22 protein-coding genes and 1 pseudogene are annotated in these 25,021 nt (G+C 65.3%); 10 read left to right on the forward strand and 13 right to left on the reverse strand.

What is annotated here, in order from left to right; all coding sequences use genetic code 11:
* Positions 1–75: 75 nt before the first annotated feature.
* On the reverse strand, positions 76–1,608 hold the full coding sequence (locus tag CK489_RS02455; protein ID WP_095731145.1) for a benzoate-CoA ligase family protein: 1,533 nt from the start codon (positions 1,606–1,608) through the stop codon (positions 76–78).
* Between the two features lie 161 nt (positions 1,609–1,769).
* Here CK489_RS02455 and CK489_RS02460 point away from each other — a divergent pair.
* Positions 1,770–2,693, forward strand: a pseudogene (locus CK489_RS02460) (helix-turn-helix transcriptional regulator); the annotation flags it as partial.
* A gap of 7 nt (positions 2,694–2,700) precedes the next feature.
* Here the strand turns inward: CK489_RS02460 and CK489_RS02465 are convergent.
* Entirely contained in the window at positions 2,701–3,057 is a 357-nt protein-coding gene (locus CK489_RS02465) for a hypothetical protein (RefSeq protein WP_095731146.1), read from the reverse strand.
* An 88-nt stretch (positions 3,058–3,145) separates the two neighbouring features.
* Positions 3,146–3,931, reverse strand: coding sequence for an IclR family transcriptional regulator domain-containing protein (locus tag CK489_RS02470; RefSeq protein ID WP_095731147.1), 786 nt, complete (start codon positions 3,929–3,931; stop codon positions 3,146–3,148).
* Between the two features lie 111 nt (positions 3,932–4,042).
* Here CK489_RS02470 and CK489_RS02475 point away from each other — a divergent pair, with 111 nt between their 5' ends.
* Entirely contained in the window at positions 4,043–5,401 is a 1,359-nt protein-coding gene (locus CK489_RS02475; protein WP_095731148.1) for an aromatic ring-hydroxylating dioxygenase subunit alpha, read from the forward strand.
* A gap of 114 nt (positions 5,402–5,515) precedes the next feature.
* Positions 5,516–6,952, forward strand: coding sequence for a glutamine synthetase family protein (locus tag CK489_RS02480; protein ID WP_095731149.1), 1,437 nt, complete (start codon positions 5,516–5,518; stop codon positions 6,950–6,952).
* A gap of 158 nt (positions 6,953–7,110) precedes the next feature.
* Here CK489_RS02480 and CK489_RS02485 read toward each other — a convergent pair whose 3' ends face one another.
* From CK489_RS02485 to CK489_RS02505, 5 genes are all read right to left on the reverse strand, one after another.
* Entirely contained in the window at positions 7,111–7,854 is a 744-nt protein-coding gene (locus tag CK489_RS02485; RefSeq protein WP_095731150.1) for an ABC transporter ATP-binding protein, read from the reverse strand.
* Complete coding sequence (locus CK489_RS02490) at positions 7,847–8,614, reverse strand: ABC transporter ATP-binding protein (protein WP_095731151.1); 768 nt, start codon at positions 8,612–8,614, stop codon at positions 7,847–7,849. The genes CK489_RS02485 and CK489_RS02490 overlap by 8 nt, the downstream gene beginning before the upstream one ends.
* Positions 8,607–9,554: a branched-chain amino acid ABC transporter permease gene (locus CK489_RS02495; protein WP_095731152.1), complete on the reverse strand. Its 948-nt coding sequence runs from the start codon at positions 9,552–9,554 to the stop codon at positions 8,607–8,609. The genes CK489_RS02490 and CK489_RS02495 overlap by 8 nt, the downstream gene beginning before the upstream one ends.
* Entirely contained in the window at positions 9,551–10,468 is a 918-nt protein-coding gene (locus CK489_RS02500; protein WP_095731153.1) for a branched-chain amino acid ABC transporter permease, read from the reverse strand. The genes CK489_RS02495 and CK489_RS02500 overlap by 4 nt, the downstream gene beginning before the upstream one ends.
* Positions 10,469–10,694: 226 nt before the next feature.
* Positions 10,695–11,867: an ABC transporter substrate-binding protein gene (locus tag CK489_RS02505; protein WP_050630037.1), complete on the reverse strand. Its 1,173-nt coding sequence runs from the start codon at positions 11,865–11,867 to the stop codon at positions 10,695–10,697.
* Positions 11,868–12,256: 389 nt separating this feature from the next.
* Between CK489_RS02505 and CK489_RS02510 the strand changes: the two genes are divergently transcribed.
* Positions 12,257–12,805, forward strand: coding sequence for a hypothetical protein (locus CK489_RS02510; protein ID WP_095731154.1), 549 nt, complete (start codon positions 12,257–12,259; stop codon positions 12,803–12,805).
* 190 nt (positions 12,806–12,995) lie between these two features.
* On the opposite strand, the gene CK489_RS02515 is transcribed toward CK489_RS02510, so the two are convergent.
* Positions 12,996–13,892 carry an RNA polymerase sigma factor gene (locus tag CK489_RS02515; RefSeq protein WP_095731155.1) on the reverse strand — a complete coding sequence of 299 codons (897 nt, stop codon included), beginning with the start codon at positions 13,890–13,892 and terminating at the stop codon, positions 12,996–12,998.
* Between the two features lie 35 nt (positions 13,893–13,927).
* Positions 13,928–14,236 (reverse strand): hypothetical protein, encoded by a 309-nt coding sequence (locus CK489_RS02520; RefSeq protein ID WP_095731156.1) that lies wholly within the window; start codon positions 14,234–14,236, stop codon positions 13,928–13,930.
* Between the two features lie 175 nt (positions 14,237–14,411).
* Here CK489_RS02520 and CK489_RS02525 point away from each other — a divergent pair, with 175 nt between their 5' ends.
* The 4 genes from CK489_RS02525 to CK489_RS02540 all read left to right on the forward strand — a co-directional run bounded on the left by CK489_RS02525 (position 14,412) and on the right by CK489_RS02540 (position 19,647).
* The gene (locus tag CK489_RS02525; RefSeq protein WP_095731157.1) at positions 14,412–15,806 is read left to right on the forward strand and encodes a DHA2 family efflux MFS transporter permease subunit; all 1,395 of its coding nucleotides are present in this window, start codon (positions 14,412–14,414) and stop codon (positions 15,804–15,806) included.
* 115 nt (positions 15,807–15,921) lie between these two features.
* Positions 15,922–17,196, forward strand: coding sequence for an NAD(P)/FAD-dependent oxidoreductase (locus tag CK489_RS02530; protein ID WP_095731158.1), 1,275 nt, complete (start codon positions 15,922–15,924; stop codon positions 17,194–17,196).
* Between the two features lie 113 nt (positions 17,197–17,309).
* Positions 17,310–18,977, forward strand: coding sequence for a tannase/feruloyl esterase family alpha/beta hydrolase (locus CK489_RS02535; RefSeq protein ID WP_095731159.1), 1,668 nt, complete (start codon positions 17,310–17,312; stop codon positions 18,975–18,977).
* A gap of 217 nt (positions 18,978–19,194) precedes the next feature.
* Positions 19,195–19,647, forward strand: a complete 453-nt coding sequence (locus CK489_RS02540; RefSeq protein ID WP_050630031.1) for a YybH family protein — start codon at positions 19,195–19,197, stop codon at positions 19,645–19,647.
* A 71-nt stretch (positions 19,648–19,718) separates the two neighbouring features.
* Here the strand turns inward: CK489_RS02540 and CK489_RS02545 are convergent, their stop codons facing one another.
* Positions 19,719–20,669 carry an AraC-like ligand-binding domain-containing protein gene (locus tag CK489_RS02545; RefSeq protein ID WP_095731160.1) on the reverse strand — a complete coding sequence of 317 codons (951 nt, stop codon included), beginning with the start codon at positions 20,667–20,669 and terminating at the stop codon, positions 19,719–19,721.
* 150 nt (positions 20,670–20,819) lie between these two features.
* On the opposite strand from CK489_RS02545, the gene CK489_RS02550 reads away from it, so the two are divergent.
* Entirely contained in the window at positions 20,820–21,479 is a 660-nt protein-coding gene (locus CK489_RS02550; RefSeq protein ID WP_050630029.1) for an isochorismatase family protein, read from the forward strand.
* Positions 21,480–21,678: 199 nt separating this feature from the next.
* Here CK489_RS02550 and CK489_RS02555 read toward each other — a convergent pair whose 3' ends face one another.
* Positions 21,679–22,905 carry an ABC transporter substrate-binding protein gene (locus CK489_RS02555; protein ID WP_245350226.1) on the reverse strand — a complete coding sequence of 409 codons (1,227 nt, stop codon included), beginning with the start codon at positions 22,903–22,905 and terminating at the stop codon, positions 21,679–21,681.
* 35 nt (positions 22,906–22,940) lie between these two features.
* Positions 22,941–24,143 (reverse strand): cytochrome P450, encoded by a 1,203-nt coding sequence (locus CK489_RS02560; RefSeq protein ID WP_095731162.1) that lies wholly within the window; start codon positions 24,141–24,143, stop codon positions 22,941–22,943.
* An 82-nt stretch (positions 24,144–24,225) separates the two neighbouring features.
* Between CK489_RS02560 and CK489_RS02565 the strand changes: the two genes are divergently transcribed.
* Positions 24,226–24,750 carry a MarR family winged helix-turn-helix transcriptional regulator gene (locus CK489_RS02565; protein WP_095731163.1) on the forward strand — a complete coding sequence of 175 codons (525 nt, stop codon included), beginning with the start codon at positions 24,226–24,228 and terminating at the stop codon, positions 24,748–24,750.
* Positions 24,751–25,021 lie beyond the last annotated feature (271 nt).

A 25,021-nucleotide genomic window follows, 5' to 3' on the forward strand; every position in this document is an offset into this window, starting at 1 on the left:
AAAGCCGTCGAACAGCGTCTCTCAAAACGAATGCCGCGGCGTATGGGTCCCGGCCTTCGCCGGGACGACGGGGAGCTAGTGCTCGTGCTCCCGCAACTTGAACCGCTGGATCTTCCCAGTCGCCGTCTTCGGCAGGTTGTCGACCACGTCGATCCAGCGCGGATATTTCCACGGGCCGATCTTCTGCTTGACGTGCTCCTTCAGCGCCTCGTGCAAACCTTCGGCCGAGCTCTCGGGCCGCAGCACCACATAGGCCTTCGGCTTCAGCAGACCTTCCGGATCGGCTTCCGGCACGACGGCGGCTTCCAGCACCGCGGGATGGGTGATCAGCGCACTCTCGACCTCGAACGGCGAGACCCAGATGCCCGAGACCTTGAACATGTCGTCGGCGCGGCCGCAGAAGGTGTAACGGCCATCGGCATCGCGCGTGTATTTGTCGCCGGTGCGGGTCCACGCACCCTCGAAGGTGGCGCGGCTCTTGGCGCGTTGGTTCCAGTAGCTCTCGCCGGCCGAGGGGGCATCGACCAAGAGCTCGCCGACCTCTCCGTCTGCTACGTCGGCACCAGCCTCGTTGACCAGCCGCACCTTGTAGCCGGGCACCGGACGGCCGGACGAGCCGTATTTGATGTCGCCGGGCGCATTCGACAGGAAGATGTGCAGCAGCTCGGTCGAGCCGACGCCGTCGAGGATGTCGACGCCGAACCGCGCGCGCCAGGCATTGCCGACCGATTCCGGCAGCGCTTCGCCGGCCGATGTGCAGACCCGCAGGCGATCTCCGCCTGACTTCGCCTTGGTCGCCTCGTCGTTCAGCATCGCGGCGAACAGCGTCGGCACGCCGAAGAAGATGCTCGGGTGATATTTGTTCATCAGCGCGAACATCACCGCCGGCGTCGGCCGCTCCGAATTCAGGATCGTGGTGGCGCCGACCGACATCGGGAAGGTCAGCGCATTGCCGAGCCCATAGGCGAAGAACAGTTTCGCCGCCGACAGGCCGACATCGTCCTCGCGGATGCCAAGCACCTGCTTCGCGTAGGTCTCCGCGGTCGCGGCGAGATTGGAATGCAGATGGCGCACGCCCTTCGGCATGCCGGTCGAGCCCGACGAATACAGCCAGAACGCCGGCTCGTCGGCCTGCGTCGGCGCGGTGGCGAACACGTCGCTCTCGCGCGCGATCTCGTCGGACAGCTTCTTGTGGCCGTGCGCGTCCTTGCCGGAGACCACGACATGCTCGAGGTCAGGCATGCGGGCGATGACATCCTTGACGACCGGAAGCAGCGCCTCGGACACGAACAGCACGCGGGCGCGGCAATCGCCGAGGATGTAGGCATATTGTTCTGCGGTCAGCAGCGTGTTGAGCGGCACCGGCACCACGCCGGCGCGGATCGCGCCCAGGAACACGATCGGGAAATCGACCGTATCCAGCATGATCATCGCGACCCGCTCCTCGCGGCGGACGCCGAGCCGGCGCAGCATGTTGCCGACCCGCCGGGTCTGCTGCTGCAACTGGCCATAGGTGATTTGCGACACCGTGTCGTCGAACACGACCTTGTCGCCGCGGCCCTCATCGACGTTGCGGTCGAGCAGCCAGGAGACTGCGTTATAAGTCATGCCCCGTTCCCCGGACCTTGCTTGGGACCCAGACGCGCCACGCTTCCCTCTCCTGTGAATTTAAGAATTATAATTCATACAAAGCCACTAGCTCGGCTTGCTGTCAATCCTTATCGGCATTATGTTTCCTAGACTAACGGTCTGATTCAGCCAGGACCGCGCGTCGCACAGGAATCATGACCGCAGCCAACGATCCGGAAACCGACTTCCTCGAACAGCTCGGCCAGCGGGTGCGCACCACGCGCGGCCTAGCCGGCATGTCGCGCAAGGTGCTCGCAAAAGTCTCCGGCATTTCCGAGCGCTACATCGCCCAGCTCGAGAGCGGCAAAGGCAATGTCTCGATCGTGCTGCTGCGCCGCGTCGCAGCCGCGATGGGCGCGCATCTCGAGGATCTGATCCCTTCCAGCGAACCGGTGCCGGACTGGGCCGTGATCCGCGATCTCCTGCGCAAGGCGTCGCCGAGCCAGATCGCGCAGGCCAAGGACATGCTCGCCGGCAGCAGCCCGCTGGCGCCGCGCCGCGCCTCGTTCTCCGGCATCGCGCTGATCGGCCTGCGCGGCGCCGGCAAGACCACGCTCGGACGGATGCTGGCGAAGAAGATCGGCTGGAGCTTCGTCGAGCTCAACAAGGAGATCGAGGCGCAGAACGGCCTCTCGGTTGCCGAGATCATCGCCCTGTACGGCCAGGAAGGCTTTCGCCGCATGGAGCAGGCGGCGCTGACGCAGCTGCTCGCGCGCAAGGAGTTGATGGTGCTGGCGACCGGCGGCGGCATTGTCTCGGAGGCTTTGACCTTCGACCTGATCCTGTCGTCGTTCTACACGATCTGGCTGAAGGCCGAGCCGGAAGAGCACATGGCCCGCGTCCGCCGCCAGGGCGATCTGCGCCCGATGGCCGACGACCGCTCGGCGATGGCGGAATTGCGCAACATCCTGGTCAGCCGCGAGCCGCTTTATGCGCGTGCATCCGCGGTGGTGGACACGGCGGGGCTTTCAGTCGATGCCGCCGCGGCGCGGCTGATCGATTCGGTGCGGCCGGTGTTGCAGAACGAGGCGCGCTCGTTCGGGCTGCGCAGCGTGGCGCTTTGATCCGGGGTTACACGACCTCACAGACATGCCCGTGAAATAGGAGATAGCGGCCCGGACCGGTCACGCCTGCCGCGTTGGCACGCCACCATGCTGCCGCTTCCGGGCTCGACTGATCCAGTTGGGCAAGCGCGGCGGTGGCCCCCACGGCATATCCATCGATGATCTCGGCTCGGCCAAACAATGCAAGAAAGCATTGTTTCCACCACTGCCGCGGTATGGACAGGACACCGAAACCATAAAACCGACGGCGATCCGCAAAGCGATCGACGGGCAGTTCCAGGCCGATCCATTTCTCTCGCACCCAATAGGGCGCTTCACCGGGAGGGACGGCGACGATGCGAATGGCGAAGCTAGACTGATTCATGCTGGATCCTGCGGCATCTGCAAATGATCTGTCGCGATGGCGGGCTGTCGCGTTCACCACAAGACAAATCGCTTCGCTGTGCTTGCGATCACAGCAGCCGGCTCTTCACATCCTCGGCACCCTCCCGCAGCAGCGGCAGGAAACGATCGATCAATTCCTTGGCCGGCACCCGATCGACATGCGCGCCCATGTTGATGGCGGCGACGATGGTCCCGTCGTAGCGGCGCACCGGCACCGAGATCGAGCGGAAATGCGGTTCGGCCTCGCGGTCGACCAGTGAGTAGCCCTGCGCGCGGTCGGCGATGATAGTCGCGAGCAGTTTCTTCGGATCAGTCACGGTCTGCGGCGTCACCGGGTCACGGCGCATCGCCTTGAGCCGAGCCGCAAGCTCGGCATCATCGAGCCGGCCGAGCATCGCGCGGCCGACCGAGGTGCAGAACGCCGGCAGCCGATAGCCGATGTCGAGGCCGGCGGAGAACACCCGGGTCGGGCTCGAGCGCGCGACGAACACGACATCGTCGCCGTCGAGCAGCGCGAGCGAAGCAATCTCCTGCGCTGCGGTGGCGATGCGGTCGAGCACCGGCTGCAGCACCGTCACCACCTGGTTGGATTGCAGGAACGAGCCCGCCAAGGTCAGCACATGCGGCGTCAACGTGAACAGCTTGCCGTCGGTGGTGACAAAACCACCATGCGCGAGCGTGAACAGGATGCGGCGCGCGGTGGCGCGCGGCAGATCGGCGGCGCGCGCCAGGTCGCTCAGCGTCGCAGGACCGGTGACAGTGCCGAACACCTGCAGCAGGCGCAGGCCGCGATCGAGCGCCTCGACGAAGTCGGTGGCGCGCTCGTCCTGATCGGTCCGTTTCAGTTTCGGCATGGGGTGCGACTTCGAACGGTTCAAAAATTGCGCTTGCTGTCCCATCCAGACATGGCATAATTCGCACATACGTTCAATAGGCGAACAAATCCAAATTCGGGAGACGCCGCCATGATGAGCCAGGAAGCGAACGATCTGATCACCCGCACCGGGCGCAAGGACCCCTGCGGCAGACTGATGCGGATGTACTGGCAGCCGGCGGCGCTGGTCGACGAGCTGGAGGGGCCGCGCCCGGTGCGGCCGGTGCGGCTGCTCGGCGAAAACCTGGTGCTGTTCCGCAGCGAGGACGGAAGCTATGGCCTGATCGATCGCCATTGCGCGCATCGCGGCGCCGACCTCGCCTTCGGCCGGCTAGAGAATGGCGGGCTGCGCTGCGCCTTCCACGGCTGGCTGTTCGACACGTCCGGCCAGTGCATCGAGACGCCGGCGGAGCCCGCCGGTTCGCAGCTCTGCAAGGGCATCAAGCAGCGCTCCTACCCGGTGGTGGAGAAGAGCGGCATCCTGTGGGCCTATCTCGGCGAAGGTGAGCCACCGGCATTCCCGGAGCTCGACTGCTTCGTTGCACCCGGTAGCCACACGTTCGCATTCAAAGGCCACATGAACTGCAACTGGTTGCAGGCGCTCGAGGTCGGCATCGATCCGGCGCACGCCTCCTTCCTGCATCGCTTCTTCGAGGATGAGGACACCTCAGCCGCCTACGGCAAGCAATTCCGCGGCGCCTCCGCCGGCAGCGACATGCCGATGACAAAAATCCTGCGCGAATATGATCGGCCGATCATCAATGTCGAGCACACCGAATACGGCCTGCGACTGATCGCGCTGCGCGAACTCGACAACGAGCGCACCCATGTGCGCGTCACCAACCAGCTGTTCCCGCACGGCTTCGTGATTCCGATGTCGACCGAGATGACGATCACGCAGTGGCACGTGCCGGTCGACGACGAGAACTGCTACTGGTACGCGATCTTCACCAGCTACGCGGCGCCGGTCGACAAGCAGAAGATGCGCGACCAGCGGCTGGAGCTCTATACGCTGCCCGACTACAAGTCGCGCAAGAACCGCAGCAACGATTACGGCTTCGATCCGCACGAGCAGGCGACCGAGACCTATACCGGCATGGGCACCGACATCAACGTCCACGACCAGTGGGCAGTGGAATCGATGGGAGCGATCCAGGACCGCACCAACGAGCATCTCGGCCAGAGCGACAAGGCGATCGTGCAGTATCGCCGTCTGCTGCGGCAGGAGATCGAGAAGGTCGGCGGCGGCGAGAAGCCGATGCTGTTCCTCGACGACGCCTCGGCGCGCAGCATCCAGGGTCCGGCGACGATGGACGGCATCGGGCCGACGCTGGGCTGGGAACTCTACTGGATGGAGGTCGACGTCAAGCGCCGCCGCGGCGCGCCATGGGCCGCGCCCGTGCCGCGCGAGATCGCGGGGAAGGTGCAGCATCTGACGGCGGCGGAGTAGCTATGTCCTTGCGTCATTGCGAGCGAAGCGACGCAATCCATCGCGCCGCTTGTGGAGGTGTGGATTGCTTCGTCGCGTTGCTCCTCGCAGTGACGCCTTTGGAGAGGTGACACCTTGAGCTTTGTCGAGCGTCACGGCCTGTGGTCGGATGAGCAGAAGGAGGCCGCGCAGCGCCTCCGCCGCATCGTCGAGGACAAGAACCTCGAGGTCGTCAGGCTGTCGTTCCCCGACCAGCACGGCATCTTGCGCGGCAAGACCCTGATCGCGTCGGAAGCCGTGCGCGCGCTGGAGGGCGGCTGCTCGATCACCACGACGATGCTCGCCAAGGACACCTCGCACAAGACGGTGTTTCCGGTTTTCACATCAGGCGGCGGCTTCGGCATGAAGGAGATGGAAGGCGCGGCCGACGTGCTGATGGTCGCCGATCCCACCACCTTCCGCGTGCTGCCCTGGGCGGAGAATACCGGCTGGGTGCTGTGCGACCTCTATTTCAGCGACGGCCGGCCGGTGCCGTTCGCGACCCGCAACCTCTATCGCAAGGTGCTCGATCAACTCGCAGGCCGCGGCTACGATTTCGTCGCGGGTCTCGAGGTCGAATTCCATCTGTTCAAGCTCGACGACGCCCATATGGCGCCGGAGGATGCCGGTCAGCCGGGACGGCCGCCGTCGGTCAGCCTGCTGTCGCACGGCTATCAGTATCTCACCGAGCAGCGCTACGATCAGATGGAGCCGGCGCTCGAGATCATCCGCCGCGACATCCTCGCGCTTGGCCTGCCCCTGCGCACGGTCGAAGTCGAGTTCGGCCCAAGCCAGTGCGAATTCACCTTCGCACCGACCGTGGGTCTCGCGCCGGCCGACATCATGGTGCTGTTCCGCTCGGCGGTGAAGCAGATCGCGCGCCGCCACGGCTATCACGCGACCTTCATGTGCCGCCCGAAATTGCCGAACGTGTTCGCGAGCGGCTGGCACCTGCACCAGTCGGTGGTGTCGCGCGCCAATGGCGAGAACGCCTTCATGGCGAAGGAGGCCGGCGAGCCCTTGAGCCCGCTCGGCCGCGCCTGGCTCGCGGGCCTGATCGAGCACGCACGGGCCTCGACCGTATTCACGACGCCGACCATCAACGGCTACAAGCGCTACCGCTCCTATTCGCTGGCACCGGACCGCGCGATCTGGGGCCGCGACAATCGCGGCGTGATGATCCGCGTGCTCGGCGGCCCCAATGATCCCGCGACACGGCTGGAGAACCGGATCGGCGAGCCGGCCGCCAATCCCTATCTCTACATGGCATCGCAAATCCTCTCCGGTCTCGACGGCGTCGACCGCAAGCTCGATCCCGGCCCGTCCGCCGATACGCCTTACGAGACCAAGGCTGCGCTCTTGCCGAAGTCGCTGCGCGAGGCGGTGTTCGCGCTCAATGACGACCCGTTCTTCCGCCAGGCGCTCGGACCCGAGTTCGTCGACTATTACGTCTTCATCAAGAACGCCGAGATCGAGCGTTTCCAGGCCGAGGTGTCGGACTGGGAGCAGCGCGAATATTTCGAGATGTTCTGACCGCTTTTCGTCGTCCCGGCGAAGGCCGGGACCCATAACCACGAGTGCTCCTGATTGAGAACGACGTCTCCCCGTCTGCCCATTACCCGGGCCGCGGCGTATGGGTCCCGGCCTTCGCCGGGACGACATTGAACATGGTGCGAGCGCGGCGCCCTGCTTCAAATCCCAAGATACTTGTGCTGCAAATCCGGCTCGGCAAGCAGCTGCTCTGACGTCCCGGTCCACACCGTCTTGCCGCGCTCGATGATGTAGTGGCGGTCGGCGATGCGGGCGAGGTTGCCGACGTTCTTGTCGATCACCAGCACTGATTGCCCGCGTCCCTTCAGCATCGAAAGGCAGCTCCAGATCTCGTCGCGGATCAGGGGCGCGAGGCCTTCGGTCGCCTCGTCGAGGATCAGGAGCTTCGGGTTGGTCATCAGCGCACGGCCGATCGCCAGCATCTGCTGCTCGCCGCCTGACAGCGTGACGCCCATATTGCCGGTGCGTTCGGCGAGCCGCGGGAACAGCGCATGGATCTTCTCGATGGTCCACGGATTGGAGGCGCCGAGCCGATTGCCCGACGCGGCGACGAGATTCTCGCGCACCGTGAGGTTCGGGAAGATCTGGCGTCCTTCCGGCACGAGGCCGATACCGAGCTTTGCGATCCTGTAGGACGGCAGGCCGCGCACCGCCTCGCCGGCAAAGCGGATAGCGCCTGACCGCGCCGGCGTCAGGCCCATGATCGAACGGATCGTCGTGGTCTTGCCCATGCCGTTGCGGCCCATCAGGGCAACCATCTCGCCCGCCTTGATCTTGAGCGACAGCCCGAACAACACCTGGCTCAACCCGTAGCAGGTCTCGATCCCGTCGACTTCAAGCAAGGTTTCAGCGGTTTTCGACTCAGCCGATTTTGCTTCAGCCATGGCGCGTCACCGCATGCTGCTCGCCGAGATAGGCGCGCTTGACCTCTTCGTGCTTGCGGATCGCGTCCGGTACGTCGCAGGCGATGACGCGGCCATAGACCAGCACCGTGATGCGGTCGGCCAGCGCGAACACCGCCTCCATGTCGTGCTCGACCAGCACGATGGTGACCTCCTTGCGCAGCTCCTTGAGCAGCGCGACCATCCGCGCCGACTCGGTGACGCCGAGCCCGGCCATCGGCTCGTCCAGCAGCAGAAGCTGCGGCCTGGTGGCGAGCGCGACCGCGAGCTCGAGCTCGCGCTGCTCGCCATGGCTCAGTTGCGAGACCACGATATCGGCGCGCTTGCCGAGGCCGACGCGCTCCAGCGCGGCGCGCGCGGCCTCGCGCAGGCGCGTCTCCTTGCGCGCATTGCCCCAGAGGCGGAACGAGTGGCCGTCATGCGCCTGCGCCGCCAGCGCGACATTGTCGATCGCCGAGAAATCCTTCAGCAGTGAGGTGATCTGGAACGAGCGCGCCAGCCCGAGCCTGGAGCGCTTGTAGGACGGCAGGCTGGTGACGTCGCGGCCGGCAAAACGGATGGTGCCGGAATTCGGCATCACCTGCCCGGTAAGCTGACTGATCAGCGTGGTCTTGCCGGCGCCGTTCGGGCCGATGATCGCGTGCAGCTCGCCCGGCACCACTTCCATCGAGAGGTTGTCGGTCGCGGTGATGCCGCCATAGCGGCGCACCAGATTATCGACACGCAGCAAAGGATCAGGCACGGCGCATCCTCCCGAGCAGGCCCATGATGCCGCCGCGCGCGAACAGCACGATCAGCAGCAGCACCGGGCCGAGGATCAGGCCAGAGAACTCGGTGAACTGCGACAGCAGTTCCTCGAGCAGGAGATAGACGATCGCGCCGATGACGGGGCCGAACAGCGAGCCCATGCCGCCGAGGATCACCATCACCATCAGGTCGCCGGAGCGGGTCCAGTACATCACCGCAGGGCTGACGAAATCGGTGTTGTTGGCGAGCAGCGCGCCGGCAAGCCCGCAGATCGTGCCTGCGATCACGAAACAGACCAGCCGGTAGCGATTGGCATGGAAGCCGATCGCCTGCATGCGCTGCTCGTTGGAGCGGACGCCCTGCACCACGAGCCCGAAGCGCGAATTGACGATGCGCCAGATCAGATAGAGGCCGCCGAACAGGCAGGCAAGGCACAGATAATAGAACTGGTTGCGGTCCGACAGATTGATCAGGCCGGCGAAATCGCTGCGCTTATACACAGTGAGGCCGTCGTCGCCGCCGTAGCGCGACAGCGCGGAGGCGACGTAATAGGCCATCTGCGCAAAGGCCAGCGTGATCATGATGAAATAGACGCCGCGGGTGCGCAGGCTGAGCGAGCCGATCAGCAGCGCAAACAGCGCCGAGACCACGAGCGCCACCGGCCACTGGATGAAGCCGGAGCCGATGCCCTCGGCGGCGAGGATGCCGACGGCATAGCCGCCGATGCCGAGATAGGCGGCATGGCCGAAGCTCATCATGCCGCCATAGCCCATGATCAGATTGAGGCTCGCGGCGGCCAGCGCAAAGATCACGATGCGGGTGAACAGCGTGAGGATGAAGATATTGCCGGTGGCTGCCGAATAGACCGGCAGCAGAATGAGCGCGGCGCACATCAGCGCCGCGACCGCATTGGAGGCGTTGAGCTTTGGCTTCATCGTTTGGCCGCCGGGAACAGCCCCTCGGGCCGCATTACGAGGATGATGGCCATCAGGAGGTAGATCAGCATCGAGGACAGCGCCGGCGCCGCGGTCGAGGCCGCCGCCCCGCTCAGCACCTTGCGCAGCAGGTCCGGCAGGAAGGCGCGGCCCATCGTATCGATGATGCCGACGAAGAGCGCGGCCATGAAGGCGCCGCGGATCGAGCCGATACCGCCGATCACGATGATGACGAAGGCAAGGATCAGGATGTTCTCGCCCATGCCGATCTGCACGGTGAGGATCGGCGCCTGCATCAGCCCGGCGAGGCCGGCGAGCGCCGCCCCGAGGCCGAATACCAGCGTGAACAGCAGCTTGATGTTGATACCGAGCGCCCCGATCATCTCGCGGTTGGAGGCGCCGGCGCGGATCAGCATGCCGACGCGGGTGCGCATCACCACGAGATAGAGCAAGGCTGCGACCGCCAGCGCGACCACGATGATCATCAGCCGGTAGGCCGGGTAATACACCCCGGGAATGATCTGCACCGGCACGGTGAGCCAGGTCGGCAGCGGCAGCGCGAGGCCGGCCGGGCCCCAGATCAGCCGGACGGCATCGTTGAAGAACAGGATCAGGCCGAACGTCGCCAGCACCTGGTCGAGATGGTCGCGGCCGTAGAGATGCCTGAGCGCGACATATTCGAGCGCGATGCCGAGCAGCAGCGTGGCGCCCAGCGCCAGCAGCGCGCCGAGCACGAAGCTGCCGGTCCAGGCCACGAAGGTCGCCGCGAAATAGGCGCCCATCATGTAGAGCGAGCCGTGCGCCAGATTGACGAAATCCATGATGCCGAACACCAGCGTCAGCCCGGCCGCCAGCAGGAACAGCAGCAGCCCGAATTGCAGGCCGTTCAGCAATTGTTCGACGACGAGATACATCGTGAGGCTACGTCACCTTGAGCGAAGCGGGTTGGAGTGTCCGCGCATTGCACGCTGCGCGTTCTCCCTCGCCCCGCTCTTGCGGGGAGAGGGTTGGGGTGAGGGACTGTCTCCACGAGCCGATTCGCGGAGAGTCCCCCTCACCCGATCGCTTCGCGATCGACCTCTCCCCGCAAGCGGGGCGAGGTGAACAGAAAGCAAGCCACAGGCCAGAATTTCCGGACGATCACTTCATCGGACACTTGTCGTGGAATTTGTCCTGGTCGTCCTTGACGATGGTCGCAACCGTCTTCAGCGAAAGCTGGCCGTCGGCGTCCTTGACCACGTCCTGCAGATAGAAGTTCTGGATCGGGATGTGGTTGTTGCCGTACTTGAACGGGCCGCGCAGCGACTTGAAGTTGGCCTTCTCCATCTCGGCCTTCATCGCGTCCTTCTTGGTGAGGTCGCCCTTCACCGCGACGACGGCGCTGTTGATCAGCTGGGCGGCGTCATAAGCCTGGGCGCCGTAATAGGTCGGGCGCAGGCCGGGATACTTCTTGCGATAGTCCTCGACGAACTTCTTGTTCTCGGCGTTCGGCAGGTCGTTGACCCATTCCTGCGCGCCGGGAATCCCGATCGCGTTGTCCTTCTGCAGCGGCAGCGACAATTCGTCGACGGTGAAGGCGGTGTAGAGCGGGATCTGCGCCTTGATGCCGGCCTGGGCATACTGGTTCAGGAACTGGACGCCGGCGGCGCCCGGATAGAACACGAAGATCGACTCGGCTTTCGAGTTGCGTGCCTTGGTCAGCTCGGCGGAGAAGTCGAGCTGGCTCGGCCACACCGTGTATTCCTCGCCGACCACCTCGCCCTTGAAGGTGCTCTTCACGCCCGCCAGCATGTCCTTGCCGGCGGCGTAGTTCGGGCCGATCAGGAACACCGACTTGACGCCCTTCTGGTTCATGTAGAGGCCCATCGCGGCGGGCGTCTGGTCGTTCTGCCAGGAGGTCGAGAACACGTAGGGCGAGCACAATTCGCCGGCGAGTTGCGACGGGCCGGCATTGGCGGAGATCAGGAAGGTCTTGGAATCGACCGCGGTCTTCAGCGACGCCAGCAGCACGTTCGACCAGATGTAGCCGACGATGAAGTCGACCTTGTCGGACTGCACCAGCTTCTCGGTCTTCTGCTTGCCGACGTCGGGCTTCTGCTGGTCGTCCTCGTAGATCACCTCGACCGGCTTGCCGTCGATCTTGCGGCCGAGATGGTCGAGCGCGAGCTCGAACGAGTTGCGCATGTCGTTGCCGATCACGGCGGTCGGACCGCTGAAAGTCGAGACGAAGCCGATCTTGACGCTGTCAGCCGCCGCCGCGGGCTGCGCCAGCGCCAAAGCCATGGCGCCTGCCAGCCAAAATGCCTTTTTCATATTTACTCCCCTCCTCAACCAAAGATTCCGCCAGGCCCAATCGAGGCCCGCGGTCACGCTTTGCGCGCGTCGTTCTGTGACGTGTTTTGTGCGCGATATCGCAAGTCTGCAGCAAGCATGAACCGACGGCACCCAATTAGAACCTTCGGCGCATACCCCAGCACCTTGCATCATAATTCGTCCAAATCGGCCGTGGCAAGAAATATAATGCCGGTTGCGTAGGCAACGATTGTCGCAGGCCCCGCTCCCTCCCACCGGTCCCGGCGCGCAATGCAGCAGGCTTTAGCGATCCGGTAAAGAACGTGGAAACCACGGGCCGGCAAGCATTCGCGGGTTTCATGGTCCGGAAAGCATCACCGGGCGACGCTGCCGCCAAAGGGGTGCGTCACATGCTGAATTACATCTTCGGCTTCAATGCCCGGATGGGCCGGTTGGCCTTCTTCTTCTGCAGCTTCGTGACCGGCATCGGCTTCCTGTTGCTGGTCTACGGCATCACCGGCAATGCACCGGCGAGCGGCAGGATGGACGTGCTGCTGGCGCAGGCAGCGAGCAGCCCCGCGTTGATCTTTTCCTTCTATGGCATGCTCGTCGTCTGCTTCATGCTGCAGTCGATGCGCGTGCGTGACATCGGATGGGATCCGGTCTGCGTGATGGCGGCATGGATCGCCCTGATGGTGCTCGACCGGGCGATTGCCGGACGATTTCCCGAATATGCGCTGACCTATCAGCACACCGCGACGGTGGTCGGCACGGCGGTCAATGGCGTCATGAACCTGGTGCTGACGTTCTGGCCCGGCGCCGGTCATGTCGATGAAGCGTCGTCCTTGTCGCGCGAGAGCGGCGGCGACGGCATGTTTGAACGAAACAGCGCACCGACCGCAGGCGGCAGCCGCGTGGCGCGGATTGCCAGCGGCGAATTCGGCGGCAAGACGCGGTAGCGAGCCTCACACGCCGCTGTCGTCCCGGCGCAGGCCGGGACCCATAACCACAGGGTTGTGTTGTCGAAACAAGCTGTGGCCCCAGCGGCGCACGTCAATTGCCATTTGGGGTTATGGGTCCCGGCCTTCGCCGGGACGACACTGAGTTTGTGGCGCGGTCACTGCGTTACAGAGGCTCGGCCGCAGCCACTCACCCCTCATCCACCGCCCATTCGGCGCCGTCGATCGCGTAGGGCGCGTGGCGGAAATCCCTGATGGTTGCGACCTTGTCGGCGGACCAGTCGAGCAGCATGAACGATCGCGGCGGCGCATCCTGCGCGTCCGGATCGAACACCAGGATCGCGGGACGTCCCTCGATTTGTCCGGCCACCAGATGCCAGTCATCGATCTTGGCATAATTGCCGAAATAGCGTGACACCTCGGCCTTGCCGTTCAGCCGCGTCCGGTTGACGAGCTCGAGCCTGATGTCATCGGCGATCATGCCGCGGATGGCCTCGAAGTCGCGGGCGTTGAAGCGGCCGACATAGGCGTTCAGCCTGGTGCGATCGCCCGGCGACAGGCCGGGCCGCGGCGCATCATCAGGCTCGCGGGCGAACGCGCGCAGCTGCGTGCGCCCGCGGTGCAGCGCCGCCTTCACCGCCGGCAGGCTGAAATCCATGATGCCGCAGACCTCCTGCAACGAGCAGCCGAGCACATCCATCAGGATCACGCTGGAGCGCTGCGCCACCGGCAGCCGCATGAAGGTGCGCAGGCTGCTTGCGGCAATCTCGCGGCGGCCGACATCGTCGAGCTCTGCGGCCATCATGTCCACCTCCTCCGAAGAGTGGAGCGCTTCCTGGCGGTTGCGCCGCCTGAGGAAATCGAGCGCGGTGTTGTGCGCGATCCGGAACAGCCAGGCTTGCGGGTTCTGGATCGGCGCTGCGCACGCGAAGGCCTCCATCGCCTTGATCAGCGCGTCCTGCAGCACGTCCTCGCCGTCGATGACCGAGCCGACCATGCGGGCGCAGTAGCGATGCAGCCTTGGCCGCATCGCCGCCAGCAGCGCGTCGACCTCGGCCGCGGCCGGCGCTTGGGGTGGTGACGTCATGATGGCTCCGCCAGATCGATCCACTGCTCGCCGGTTCACGGCTCATCCAGCATACGATAATTTCCGACAATCACGGCACTGCGAACCAGCGGCGGCTCGGCGCAGCGATCCCTGATGCCGTCCTGGAAGGCCTGGAACGCAGCCAGCTTCGGGATCGGGCTCGAACCGTCGTCAGCCGCGGTCTCGACCATATGGATGAAGGTGTCGTCCTCCAGCCGCAGCGTCATGTAGCGCACGCCATCCGGGCTCGCCGCCTTCAGCTCGGCGAACACAGCCGCAACCAGCGCGGCGTTCTTCTCCGCCAGCTCCGGTTTGGTCTTGTACCTGATCAGGGTCCGTCGCATCGCAACCTCCTTGGTTCGCGGCCCGAACCGGCCGCGTCAGACCCAAGGACGTTTGCGAACCGCCAAAGGATGCGGCCCGGCAAAAATAATTCTTCGCCGCATCCTTTGCCCATCTCCGTTCGTCCTTGCCGGCGAAACGCGCCGCAACCCTGCGGCACGCTAACGGAGAACCACCATGCAGACCCCTGAACGGCGCTGGGTGCTCGGCCTCACCGCGCTGGCATCCTTCATGATGGCGCTGGACGCCATGATCATGACCACGGCCTTCGCCACCATCCGCGCCGATTTCGGTAGCGCCGTGGAGACGCTGCAATGGACCGTCAACGCCTTCAACCTGACCTTCGCGGTGCTGCTGCTGACTGGTGCCGCGCTTGGCGACCGTTTCGGACGGCGCCGGATGTTCGCGGCCGGAATTGGCCTGTTCGTCGCGGCATCGGCAGCATGTGCGCTGGCCGGCAACGCCGCTTCACTGATCGCCGCTCGCGCCTTGCAAGGCGCCGGTGCTGCGCTGGTGATGCCGCTGGCGATGGCGATCCTGAGCGGCGCCTTCGGCCGCGAGGAGCGCGCCCGCGCACTCGGCATTTTCAGCGGCATCACCGGATGCGCGCTGATCATCGGTCCCGCGATCGGCGGCTTCATCACCGAGCATCTCGGCTGGCGCTGGATCTTCTGGATCAATTTGCCGATCGGCCTTGTTGCGATTGCACTCGTGATCACACGGCTGCGTGAGAGCTTCGGTCCATCAGCGCCGCTCGACGTCCCCGGACTGACACTGGTCGCGCTCGCGGCGCTGGCTCTGGTCTGGGGCCTGTTGCGCGGCAACAGCGTCGGATGGGCCAGCGCGGAAGTGACGGGCGCGCTGGTCGCCGGCGTCGCGTTGGCCGTCGTGTTCTTGCTGTGGGAGCTGCGCGCGACGAGCCCGATGGTGCCGATGCGGCTGTTCGCGGCAAGGCCATTCGCATCCGGCATGGCCGCGAGCGTGCTGTTCTACGCCGCGATGTACGGCGTGCTGTTCCTGCTGCCGCAGTTCCTGCAGGTCGTGCTCGGCTTCGATGCCTTCGGCGCCGGGCTGCGCCTGTTGCCGTGGACGGCGACGCTGTTCGTCACGGCGCCGATCGCCGGCGCCGTGGTCAATCGGTTTGGCGAGCGCTCGCTCGTCGTCACCGGCCTCTTGATGCAGGCGATCGGGCTCGGCTGGATCAGCGAGATCGTTAGCCCCTCTGTGCCCTACTCCGCGCTGATCGCGCCGCTGGTGCTCGCCGGCATCGGCGTGTCGATGGCGATGCCGGCAGCGCAGAACGCGGTGCTGAGCGCGGTTGCGGTCAGCAAGATGGGCAAGGCATCGGGCATCTTCAACATGGGCCGCTTCCTCGGCGGCATGTTCGGCATCGCGGCGCTGGTGGCGAGCCTCGTGGCGAACGGCGCGGCCGATTCATTCGGACATTTCAGCAGCGGCTTTGCTGCGGCGATGAGCCTTGCGGCAACGCTGTCATTCGCCGGCGCGGTCGCAGGACTATTCCTGCCGATGCGGCGTCAGGTCATCGCCGCAGCCGCGCCGCAGGATGCGTGAGACTTGCCGCGATTGGGTTTCGCTATCGGGCGATCGAGCAATTCGTATTGGAATGGAGCCGCGAATGATTACATAATCAAGCGACGAAGCCGTTCGAAACCGAGGGCGACATCAGATGACGCAAGCGCCGGCCAAACCTCATCGCGTGGTGATCGTCGGCGCCGGCTTCGGCGGGCTGGAAGCGGCCTTCGGTCTTCGCGGCACGCCGGTCGAGATCACGCTGATCGATCGCCGCAATCACCATCTGTTCCAGCCGCTGCTCTACCAGGTCGCGACCGCATCGCTCGCCACCAGCGAGATCGCCTGGCCGATCCGCTATCTCCTCCGCGATCGGCCCGAGGTGACGACGCTGTTCGCCAATGTCTGCGGCGTCGACCCGGCGGCGAAGCAAGTGCAGCTCGACGACGGCGGCAGCATTCCCTACGACACGCTGATCCTCGCCACCGGCGCGCGCCATGCCTATTTCGGCCATGACGAATGGGAGCCGTTCGCGCCCGGCCTGAAGACGCTGGAGGACGCGACCACCTTGCGGCGGCGCATCCTGGTCGCGTTCGAGCGCGCCGAACGCGAGACCGATCCCGACAAGCGCGCGGCGCTGCTCACCTTCGTCATCATCGGCGCCGGGCCGACCGGCGTCGAGATGGCCGGCACCATCGCCGACCTCGCCAAGGACACGTTGGCTCCGGACTTCCGCCACATCGACACCCGCAAGGCACGCGTGGTGCTGATCGAGGCCGGGCCGCGCGTGCTGGCCGGATTCCCGGACGATCTCTCGGCCTATGCGCAAGCGTCGCTGGAGAAAATCGGCGTCGAGGTGATGCTGGGCGAGCCGGTCACCGAATGCTCCGCCGACGGCGTGGTGTTCGGCGGCAAGCGGCTGGAGGCGCGCACCATCGTCTGGGCCGCCGGCGTGCGCGCCTCGCGCGCCGCCGAATGGCTGAACGCGCCGGCGGATCGCGCACACCGGCTGCAGGTCGAGCCGGATCTGACTGTGCCGGGCCATCCCGATGTCTTCGCGGTCGGCGACACCGTCACGATCAAGGGCCCCGACGGCAACCCGGTGCCCGGCATCGCACCGGCCGCCAAGCAGGAGGGGCGCTACGTCGCCGCCCTGATCAAGGCCCGGCTCGACGGCAAGACACTGCCGCCGTTCCGCTACAAGCATGCCGGCAGCCTCGCCCAGATCGGCAAGAAGAAGGCGGTGATCGATTTCGGCTGGCTCAAGCTGCGCGGCTCGCTGGCGTGGTGGATTTGGGGCCTCGCCCACATCTACTTCCTGATCGGCGTGCGTCACCGGATCGCCGTGGCGATGAACTGGCTCTGGATCCACACCCGCGACCAGCGCGCCGCACGGCTGATCACGCAAGGCAGCAGCAAGGTCGCGCAATAGGCGCGCTTTCGCGCGCGCAACCTTCGTCCCGTCATCCAGACGAGCCCGCCATTGCGCGCCGGCATCCCGCATGAAATACTTGCCATGGCAACAATGTTTGCCGGGAGGAAACAATGCGGATCGATGCGCGCACCCTGGCGCTTGCAGGCTCACTCGTCGCGCTGACGTCATCTGTATCGGCACAGGCGGTCACGTCGCAGATGACCGGCGATCCCGCAGCAACCTGCAACGGCCTTGCCGGACCAGCCGATGGCGCCGTCAGGATCGACGCCGCCACGCTGCAGGCGCCGACACAGCTCTCGGTCTCCGACAAGGCGCCGACGCCTTCCGGCCGCGTCATTCCGGCCAATCCGGCCTTCTGCAAGGTGCTCGGGCATATTGATCCCGTCGATCCCAAGGCGCCACCGATCAAGTTCGAAGTGAACCTGCCCGTCGAGTGGAACGGCCGCTCGCTGCAGTATGGCGGCGGCGGCTTCAACGGCGTGCTGATATCGGGCCTCGGCCTGCCGCCGGCCTATCCGTTCGACAAGGCCTCGCCGCTGGCGCTCGGCTTTGTCACCTACGGTACCGACTCCGGCCACGAGTCGAAGCCCGGCGAGCCGCCGCAGCTGTTCGCGCTCAACGACGAGGCGTTCGAGAACTTTTCGCACAAGGCCTACAAGAAGGTGCGCGACGCCGCGCGGGCGCTGACGGTCCGCGCCTACGGCAAGCCGCCCGCGAAGATGTATTTCATGGGATCATCCGAAGGCGGCCGCGAGGCGCTGACCATGGCGCAGCGTTACCCCGACGATTTCGACGGCATCTTCGCGCGCGTGCCCGTGATCAACTGGGTCGGGCTGCAGCATGCCGGCACCCGCTCGGGCCTCGTGACGATGGGCGACGGCTGGATCAGGCCGGCGCAGGTCAAGCTCGTCGCCGACGCCGTGCTGAAGGCCTGCGACATCCAGGACGGCTCCGACGATGCGCTGGTGCAGGACCCGGTCGGCTGCAAGGCGACGTTCAAGCCGGCCACGCTGGCATGCGCCGCGGGGCAGAGCGGCGACGATTGCCTGACCGACAAGCAGATTGCCGCCATCGACACGTTGCACGCGCCATACAAATTCCCGTTCCCGCTCGCCAACGGCCTCGACGACTATCCGGGCTGGGGCGTGTCGGGTGAGGATACGCCGGCGTTCGGCCCGACCGGTGGCTGGAAGGCCTGGTGGCTCGGCACGACTGCTCCCGCGCAGCCGCCAGCCCCGACCAACGGCATCGCCTGGATCTACGGTGCCGGCGGCATTCAATATGTCTTCGCGCGCGATCCGAAGCTCGACGTCACGACGTACAGGCCCGAGGACCACAAGGCGCGCCTGCTGGAAGTCTCCGCCCTGATGGATTCCACCGATCCGGACCTCAGCCGCTTCCACGCCCGCGGCGGCAAGCTCGTGATGCTCGAGCACATGTCCGACTACGCGCAAAGCCCCTATGCCGGCATCCGCTACTTCGAGAATGTCGAGAAGACGCTCGGCAAGGACAAGGTCGCCGAGTTCGCCAGGCTCTACACCGCACCCGGCGTCGACCATGTCGGCTCCGGCGCACCCGCCAATGTCGACATGCTGGCCGTGCTGGTCGACTGGGTCGAGAACGGCAAGGCGCCCGGCGATCTCGAGGTGCGCGAGCAGAAGACCGAGGCCCCGAGGTTTGAAACGCTGCGGGCGCTGCCGCTATGCCGCTGGCCGAACTGGCCGCATTACAAGGCAGGCTCGGTCACCGCGGCGGCGAGTTTCACTTGCGCGCCGTGAGATGAGTTGCGTCACACCTTCGGACCGTCTCGTCTTGTGGCGATCGAGCGCAGCGGCGATTGTGGGCAGCTCCGCCAGCGGGGCTACCCCCTCTTAGTCAGCGGCATCACCGTATCGCGGCCAGCCGGCAGCTCTCATCGAATGTCGGTGTGCTACACCATCACGGTCCCGGCTGACCGAGACGGATATTCAACAATGATCTTAAGGAGGGAATGCAATGCGAATGTCTTCCGCCTTATATTTGTTCATTGCGCTACTCGCGATGCCTGCGGCCGCTACCGCCGGCGACGAAAGTCTGAAGCAGCAGGTCGAGAAAATCGGGGCGGCCTATGCCGACAGCTTCAACAAGCAGGATGGTGCCGGGATCGCCGCGCTCTACGCGCCTGGCGGCATGATCGTCAATCCAACCGGGCCGCACACCGATATTGCGCAGGCCTATGATGGTCTCTTCAAGGCAGGGTTCAACCACAATGACATAACGGTGGACGAGGCCATGCCGCTCGGCACCGATACGGCTCTCGCGATCGGCGAATACCACATCACCGGCAAGAAGCAGACCGGCGAGCCTCTTGATGTTGTTGGCCGCTGGACCGCCGCGTACAGCAACCAGGGCGGCAACTGGAAGATCCGGATGCTGTCGGCCTTCCCCAAGGCGCCTCCGCCGAAATAATACTGTTCAAGAAGCGCGCCGGAGCGGGGCTGCGGCCACAGCCGGGGTCGCAGCCGCTCTTGGATACGGCGTCAGCCCATCACCTGATGCGGCGAGCGGCCGAACGCGGCCTTGAAAGCGCGGCTGAAATGCGAGACGTCGCTGAAGCCGAAGCTGAGGGCGACATCGGTGACATGGGCGAAGCGTCGCTCGGCCAGCGCCTGGTAGGCGCCGGCGAGCCGCTGCTGCCAGAGCCAGCGGATCGGCGTCGTGCCTTCGCGCGCGAACAGGCGATTGAGCGTGCGCGGCGCCATGTTCTGCGCCGTGGCGATCGCATCGAGATCAAGCTCGGGGTCGTCGAGATTGGCGAGGATATGGGCCTTGACCCGCGCCAGCCGTTCATCGCCGTGTCGCGACACATCGTCCGTCAGCTCGGTCTGAAGCGTCGTCGCGAAGATATCGAGCGCCGCGGCGCCGAGCCGTATCGCAGCAGGCCCGGCTTCGTCGTCGAGACGCGTCAGCCGGCGGATCAGCGAGCCCGCCAGCGCGCCGACTTTCGACGCGTTGCCGACCCGCCGCGCCGTCAGGCGTTGCGCATCCGGCAGGCGCGCGAGCAGCAGCGGCCGCGGGATCGACACCATGATCGACCGTGCGCTCGGGGCGAATTCAAGCGTGAACGGCTGCGCCTGGTCATGCAGCATGAGATCGCCGCGGCGCATCCGCACCTCGCGGCCGTCCTGCGCAAAGCTGACCTCGCCCCGCAGCGTGAGCCACAGCATGAAATAGTCGCGCGGATCCCTGCGGACGTCGCTCGCGCTGCGCGTCACCCGGATGCGGTCGGCGGCCGGTGTCGACGACCAGATGTCGTTGATTGCGAGCGGACCGAAATGGCGGATCGAGATCGACGCCTGGAACGCCTCGTCGGAGACGCGGCGGCATTCGGTCAGCGAGAATTCGCGGCAGGTGACGTGGTGCCAGCGGTCGAAACTGTCACCCGGCGCGACGAGCGTCTGCGCGACAACTGCGTGATCTGGGGTCTGCATCGGACCTTGCTCCTGCCCAACCCGGCAGCGGGATATTCTGCGTCCCGTCCCCGGTTCTGGCAAGCAGAGTCCAGCGATTGGCCCGCACAGCCAAGAACGTCCGCAGGAACCCGCGTAGAAAATCCCTCCCACCCGGAGAGGAGACACCCCATGGGCTATCAATGCGACGTCATCGATCCCAGCAAGACGGTCATGATCGTTGTCGACATGCAGAACGATTTCGTGGCCGAGGGCGCCAAGCTGCGTTCCGCGCAAGCCGCCGCGATGGTGCCCAGGCTGGCGCAGACCCTGAAGGCCTGCCGCGACAAGGGCATCCGCGTCGTCTACACCGCGCATGTGCATCGCCGCGACGGCAGCGACATGGGGCTGTATGACGATCTCTATGGGCCGATCGCCGACCGGTCATCGCTGGTCGACGGCACCACCGGCGTCGAGATCTTCAATGATCTCGCACCTGCGCCAGGCGAGCACGTCATCAAGAAGCACCGCTACAGTGCATTCTTCGCCACCGACCTCGACCTGATCCTGCGCGAATGGGGCATCACGACGGTGATCATCTCGGGCACCACGACCGAGAACTGCTGCCACGCCACCGCGCGTGACGCCATGTTCCACAATTACAAGGTTGTCTTCCTTTCGGACGCGACGGGCACGTTCGACTATCCCGATGTCGGCCAGGGTGCGATGTCCGCCGAAGAGGTGCATCGCGCCACGCTGACGATCCTGGCGTTCTCCACGGCGCATGTGATGACGGCGGGCGAGATGCTGGGGCGGGTGAAAACCGGCGATGGAGCGGCAAAGGCTGCGTAGTTGGTCGCGAACAGCCCGCCACACATTCGGTTCGCCTCTCCCCTTGCGGGAGAGGCCGGAACGCATGGAGCCCAGCGCAATGCGATCCGGGTGAGGGGTTGCGGTTTCTCCGCCCGGTATGCCGTGTGGAGAGATACCCCTCACCCCAGCCCTCTCCCACAAGGGGAAAGGGAGCCAAGCGAGGCTCGCGGCGAAGAGCTCACTTCACCAGCGAGCACCCGCCATCGGCCAGCGGGCGGAATGCCTGCTCGGCCGGGATGGTCGCGATCAGTCTGTAGTAATCGTAGGGGTATTTCGACTCCTCCGGCTTCTTCACCTCGAACAGATACATCGGGTGGATGACGCGGCCGTCCTGGCGGATCGTGGTGTCGCCGAACAGCTTGTCCTTGCCCTTGAAGGTCTTCAGCTGCGGCACCACGACCTTGGCGTCGTCGCTGCCGGTGGCCGCGACCGCGTTGAGATAGGCGAGCGTGGAGGCATAAACACCGGCCTGGTTGCCGCTCGGCATCTTGCCGTTCATGCCGGGCCGCGCGGCGAAGCGTTTTGCGAATGCGCGGGTGTCGTCGTTCATGTCCCAGTAGAAGGCTTCCAGCAGTTGCAGGCCCTGCGCGACCTTCAGGCCCATGCCGTGGACGTCGTTCACGAACAGCAGGAACGCCACCATGGTCTGGCCGCCCTGCTGGATGCCGAACTCGGCCGCCTGCTTCACCGCGTTGATGGTGTCGCCGCCGGCATTGGCGAGGCCGATCACCTTGGCTTTCGAGTTCTGCGCCTGCAACAGGAAGGACGCGAAGTCCGAGGTGCCGAGCGGGTGCTTGCTCGATCCCAGCACCGTGCCGCCGTGCTTCTCGATGTAGTTCGTCGCTTCGGCTTCGATGCCCTTGCCCAGCGCATAGTCGACCGTGACGAAATACCAGTCCTTGCCGCCACGCTGCATCATCGCGGCTGCGGTGGTGTTGCCGGTCGCCCAGGTGTCGTTGACCCATTGAATGGTGTTCGGTGAGCAGGCCTTGCCGGTAAGGTCAGAGCTTGCGGTCGACGAGGCCAGGAACGTCATCCTGCTGTCGCGCAGGATGGTGTTGATGGCGAGCCCGACGGCCGAGTTCGGCACGTCGACGATGGCGTCAACACCCTCGACATCGAGCCATTTGCGCGCGATCGCAGATCCCACGTCGGCCTTGTTCTGGTGATCTGCATAGACGATCTCGACCTTGATGCCCTTGCCGCCACCGTTGAAATCCTCGGCCGCCATCCGCGCGGCTTCCACCGAGCCCATGCCGTTGGTGTCCTGGAAGATGCCGGAAATGTCGTTCAGCACGCCGACCCGCACGACATTGTCTGATATCTCCGCGCGTGCGCTGCCCGCGGCACAGGCCAATGCCAGCGCAAGTCCAATCCCAAATCGTCCGGCCCCAAAGCCCCTCATCGCATCCCCTCCCTTGCGTTGTTCTGCAGCCGGCGTCAGGCCGGCGTGATTTCGACCGGCAGGCTCTCGAGCCCGCGCAGCGTGTTGTTGAACAGCCGCTTCGGCTCGCCCGTGATTTCGATCCTGGCAACACGGCGCGCCAATGCCGCCATCATCACCTCGCCTTCGAGGCGCGCGACCAGCTGGCCGACGCACATGTGGATGCCCGAGCCGTAACCGACATGGCCCGAGGTGCGGCGCGTGATGTTGTAGCTGTCGGGCTCTTCCCAACGGCGCGGATCACGGTTGGCCGCGGCGAGGAACATCAGCACCTTCTCGCCCTCCGGGATATTGACGCCGCTGAGCTCGATATCCCGGGTGGTGGTGCGGAAGAAGGTCTGGACCGGACTTTCGAACCGCACCGCTTCCTCGAACGCATTGCGCGCCAGCGTTGGATCGTTGCGCAGCTTCTCGAACTGGTCGGGAAAGCGCGCCAGACAATAAACGGCGGCGCCGATGCCGTTGACGGTGGTGTCGAGGCCGGCCGAGAGCAGCGAGCGCACCAGCAGCGGCGCCTCGGTCGCGGTAATCGCGCCGCTATCGACGTGGGCATGGATGCAGGCGCCGATGCCGCCCGGGGTGAGATTGTCGCGCTGGCACTGCTCGGCGACATAGGCCTGATGCGGTGCGGAACGCTGGATCGCCTCCTCGCGGAGCTGGTTCGGCGGACCGAAGGCGTTGAACACCAGGCTGGCGTAGGGCAGCAGATGCTCGCGGCCCTCCGGCTTCAGGCCAAGCGCATCCGGGAAGATCGACAGCGGATAGGCTTCCGCGAGGTCCGCGATCGCGTCGAACCGGCGCTTCTCCAGCAGCGCATCGACGCGGGCCTCCGCAGCCTCGGCAAAACGCCCACGAAGCTGCTTCATCACGGTCGCAGACAGCACCGAGCTCAGCACGTTGCGGGTTCGGGTGTGGGCGGGCGGGTCGGCCTCCAGGATCAGGCTCGGCGGCCGCCACGGCTTTTCCTTGGAAAAGTCGCTGAGGCCGACGCCGCGGCTGGAGCAGAACGTGGCGGGATCGTTCAGGACGGCGTACACCTCCGCGTAGCGCGCCACCCCATAGACATTCCACTTGTCCAGATAAACCACCGGCCCGGCCTCGCGCAGCCGCGCATGGGTGGGGAACGGATCGGCGAAGAAGTCGAGCGCGAACGGATCGACGTCCAGATGCGGGACGGACGCATCGTCTGTTGCAGTCATCGGGACCTCCCGAGGTTTGATCTTGTCAACACGGGCCGCATGTCACTTGCTCCCGAACAGTTTCGCAGCGATGATTTGAGAAATGAGCAGCCAGCCCCTCCCCCGAAAGCCCCGCCGGCCAAGACCGGCCGAACCCGCAGACGCCATTGATGGCCCGCTGCTGGACCTCAATCGCTATGTGCCGGCGTTCATCACCTTCATCGGCAACAAGCTGTCGAACAGCGCCACCGCATTTTACCAGAAGAATTTCGGGGTCAACGTCACCGAGTGGCGAATCATCTCGCAACTGGCGATCGAGCCGGGGATTCCGGCCTCGCGGATCTGCCAGGTGATCGGCTTCGACAAGGGACCGGTCAGCCGCAACCTCGCGGCGCTGCAGAAGCGCGGCCTCTTGACGATCCGCACCGCGCCGGACGACGGCCGCACCCATTCGATCACGCTGACCGCGCGGGGCCGGGCTGTCCACGACAAGGTCATCGTCGCGGCGCTGGAGCGCGAACGGCGGCTGCTGTCGTGCCTGAAGAAGGACGAGCGCGAGGTGCTGATCGACCTGCTGCGCCGGCTCCACGAGAATCTCGGCGCCGTGACCGGGCAAAGCACGACCTGACCGCACGGCCGGGCCACGGCCGACGCCCTGCGCCACCACGGTGTTCGCCCGATCTCCCATGCGCGCTATCAGCGCCGTGGCGCGCAATATCGTCCTCCCAAACGCGTAGCCGTTGACCGGCCCTGACCCGATTGGGGGCAAACTCGCACAGCTTAGTTGCTATAGCAACTAAAAACCCGGACGCGTGCGGCGTCAGGTCTCATGAGATACTAGCGACGTGGCGCCCGGGAAAGGAGAGAAAAAAGGTAAGGAAAAAAAAAAAAAGAGAGAG

Origin of the sequence: Bradyrhizobium sp. UFLA03-84 (assembly GCF_002289535.1) — a bacterium.
GTDB classification, from domain to species: Bacteria; Pseudomonadota; Alphaproteobacteria; order Rhizobiales; family Xanthobacteraceae; genus Bradyrhizobium; species Bradyrhizobium viridifuturi.

What these genes read in the sequence shown, in the direction of transcription:
- CK489_RS02455 (WP_095731145.1), bottom strand. Translation starts at nt 1,608, where the DNA reads ATGACTTATAACGCAGTCTCCTGGCTGCTCGACCGCAACGTCGATGAG.
- CK489_RS02465 (WP_095731146.1), bottom strand. Translation starts at nt 3,057, where the DNA reads ATGAATCAGTCTAGCTTCGCCATTCGCATCGTCGCCGTCCCTCCCGGT.
- CK489_RS02470 (WP_095731147.1), bottom strand. Translation starts at nt 3,931, where the DNA reads ATGCCGAAACTGAAACGGACCGATCAGGACGAGCGCGCCACCGACTTC.
- CK489_RS02475 (WP_095731148.1), top strand. Translation starts at nt 4,043, where the DNA reads ATGATGAGCCAGGAAGCGAACGATCTGATCACCCGCACCGGGCGCAAG.
- CK489_RS02485 (WP_095731150.1), bottom strand. Translation starts at nt 7,854, where the DNA reads ATGGCTGAAGCAAAATCGGCTGAGTCGAAAACCGCTGAAACCTTGCTT.
- CK489_RS02495 (WP_095731152.1), bottom strand. Translation starts at nt 9,554, where the DNA reads ATGAAGCCAAAGCTCAACGCCTCCAATGCGGTCGCGGCGCTGATGTGC.
- CK489_RS02500 (WP_095731153.1), bottom strand. Translation starts at nt 10,468, where the DNA reads ATGTATCTCGTCGTCGAACAATTGCTGAACGGCCTGCAATTCGGGCTG.
- CK489_RS02505 (WP_050630037.1), bottom strand. Translation starts at nt 11,867, where the DNA reads ATGAAAAAGGCATTTTGGCTGGCAGGCGCCATGGCTTTGGCGCTGGCG.
- CK489_RS02510 (WP_095731154.1), top strand. Translation starts at nt 12,257, where the DNA reads ATGCTGAATTACATCTTCGGCTTCAATGCCCGGATGGGCCGGTTGGCC.
- CK489_RS02515 (WP_095731155.1), bottom strand. Translation starts at nt 13,892, where the DNA reads ATGACGTCACCACCCCAAGCGCCGGCCGCGGCCGAGGTCGACGCGCTG.
- CK489_RS02520 (WP_095731156.1), bottom strand. Translation starts at nt 14,236, where the DNA reads ATGCGACGGACCCTGATCAGGTACAAGACCAAACCGGAGCTGGCGGAG.
- CK489_RS02525 (WP_095731157.1), top strand. Translation starts at nt 14,412, where the DNA reads ATGCAGACCCCTGAACGGCGCTGGGTGCTCGGCCTCACCGCGCTGGCA.
- CK489_RS02530 (WP_095731158.1), top strand. Translation starts at nt 15,922, where the DNA reads ATGACGCAAGCGCCGGCCAAACCTCATCGCGTGGTGATCGTCGGCGCC.
- CK489_RS02535 (WP_095731159.1), top strand. Translation starts at nt 17,310, where the DNA reads ATGCGGATCGATGCGCGCACCCTGGCGCTTGCAGGCTCACTCGTCGCG.
- CK489_RS02540 (WP_050630031.1), top strand. Translation starts at nt 19,195, where the DNA reads ATGCGAATGTCTTCCGCCTTATATTTGTTCATTGCGCTACTCGCGATG.
- CK489_RS02545 (WP_095731160.1), bottom strand. Translation starts at nt 20,669, where the DNA reads ATGCAGACCCCAGATCACGCAGTTGTCGCGCAGACGCTCGTCGCGCCG.
- CK489_RS02550 (WP_050630029.1), top strand. Translation starts at nt 20,820, where the DNA reads ATGGGCTATCAATGCGACGTCATCGATCCCAGCAAGACGGTCATGATC.
- CK489_RS02555 (WP_245350226.1), bottom strand. Translation starts at nt 22,905, where the DNA reads ATGAGGGGCTTTGGGGCCGGACGATTTGGGATTGGACTTGCGCTGGCA.
- CK489_RS02560 (WP_095731162.1), bottom strand. Translation starts at nt 24,143, where the DNA reads ATGACTGCAACAGACGATGCGTCCGTCCCGCATCTGGACGTCGATCCG.
- CK489_RS02565 (WP_095731163.1), top strand. Translation starts at nt 24,226, where the DNA reads ATGAGCAGCCAGCCCCTCCCCCGAAAGCCCCGCCGGCCAAGACCGGCC.